Source organism: Mesorhizobium sp. M7A.F.Ca.CA.001.08.2.1 (assembly GCF_003998455.1).
GTDB lineage: Bacteria > Pseudomonadota > Alphaproteobacteria > Rhizobiales > Rhizobiaceae > Mesorhizobium > Mesorhizobium ciceri.
The window spans coordinates 1-1,562 of the sequence record NZ_RZPW01001087.1; the positions used below are offsets into that span (position 1 = coordinate 1).

Sequence of the window (1,562 nt, forward strand, 5' to 3'; positions counted from 1 at the left end):
GGTTAGGGGTGGGGGTGCGTGCCGGGCAGACATCTCAGGAATTCCATGTGCGATAGCTCTGCCGTGAACGGGGAGAAGGACGATCCTATCGACGGGCGGCGCTGGCTTCAACAATCGAGGGGCTCCGCTACAGCGCAACCACACGTCCCATTCCCCGCCGAACCGCCTTGCGGTAGGCAAGGTCCGCGGCCACCATGTCTTCCATGGCGACGCCCATGGCCTTGTAGACGGTGACCTGATCGGCGCTGACCCGTCCCGGCCGCAGTCCGAGCAGCATTTCGCCAAGCTCGGTTCCGGTTTGCGGATCAATGCCCGCCAGTTCGCAGGAACCGACCGGCGTCGGGGCAAAGGCATCCCTGGTCTCGACGAACAGGCTGGCCCGCCCGACAAGCTCGACCGGCAACTCGCCGCCCGGCGGGGCGACGCCTACCGACGAGACGTGGCTGCCGGACCGCACCCAGTCGGCCGAGATCACCGGCGCATAGGAATGCGTTGCCAGGCAGACGACGTCGGACGAGCGCACCGCGGCCTCTATATCGGCGACGGCAACGACGCCGGGATATTGCGCGGCGAGCGCCTGCGCATCGGCGAATTCCTTCGAGACGACGCGGATTTCGGCGAAGTCGCGCACCAGCGGCAAAAGATGCAGATGCTGGCCGGCCTGCACGCCGGCGCCGATCACCGTCGCGACCTTGGCGTCGCGGCGGGCGAGTTCACGCACCGAGAGCACGGCCGAGCCGGAGGTGCGCACTGCGGTGATATAGGTGCCGTCCATGACGCAGACCGGCATGCCCGTCTCAGGGTCGAACAGATGGATGGTGGCGAGGTGGCTGGGGATGCCTTTGGCGACGTTGCCCTCGAAGACGTTGACGATCTTCACCGTCAGATGCATGCCTGCCATCCATGCCGACATCGCCAGCGAATAGCCGACCTGCGGAATATCGAGCTGCGGCCGTCCCGGATTGACCACCTTGCCGCCGGACAGCGCCTTGAAGCCGCCGGCGAGCACGTCGAGAAGCTCGTGCAGGTCGATGCAGGTTTTCACCTCGGCCTCGCTCAGGATGAGTACGGGCGTGTCACCCTTGGCCTGGGCGCTGCGGGAGGTGGATATCGCTGATGTCATGGAATCCGCTTTCGTTGTCGGTTGCACGACAACGGTATTGCGATCTATCGGCGTGATGAAATATGCTGTTTTTGTTATTTTGGCGTGATTATCACGCGTGTTCGGCTCAGAAAGCGTGAATCCTGAAATGGACGATCTCGACCGTATCGACCGCTCGCTGCTGCGTTTGTTGCAGGAGGACGGCCGCCGCACGACGCTCGATCTGGCCCGGCGGGTCGGCCTGTCGCCGACCGGGGCGGCGCAGCGCGTCAAGCGGCTGTTCGCCGACGGGTTTATCCGCGCGGTGCGCGCCGTGCTCGATCCGGCCAAAATCGGACAGGCGCAGCTCGTCTTCATCGAAGTGCGGCTCGACCACACGGCGCCGCATGTCTTCGACCGCTTCGCCGAGGCCGTATTGCGGGCGCCCGAGATCATCGAGTGCCACATGGTGGTCGGCGGC

At 65.1% G+C, this 1,562-nt stretch carries 2 protein-coding genes; one reads left to right on the forward strand and one right to left on the reverse strand.

Going from position 1 to position 1,562, the window contains the following annotated elements; translation table 11 throughout:
* Positions 1-127: 127 nt before the first annotated feature.
* Positions 128-1,123: an ornithine cyclodeaminase family protein gene (locus EN914_RS35000; protein ID WP_024501632.1), complete on the reverse strand. Its 996-nt coding sequence runs from the start codon at positions 1,121-1,123 to the stop codon at positions 128-130.
* A gap of 127 nt (positions 1,124-1,250) precedes the next feature.
* Between EN914_RS35000 and EN914_RS35005 the strand changes: the two genes are divergently transcribed.
* Positions 1,251-1,562: AsnC family transcriptional regulator (locus EN914_RS35005; RefSeq protein WP_127389671.1), on the forward strand; the 312-nt coding region annotated here is incomplete at its 3' end.

Bases quoted from the DNA above. Each gene is read 5' to 3' on its own strand.
- EN914_RS35000 (WP_024501632.1), bottom strand. From the start codon at position 1,123: ATGACATCAGCGATATCCACCTCCCGCAGCGCCCAGGCCAAGGGTGAC.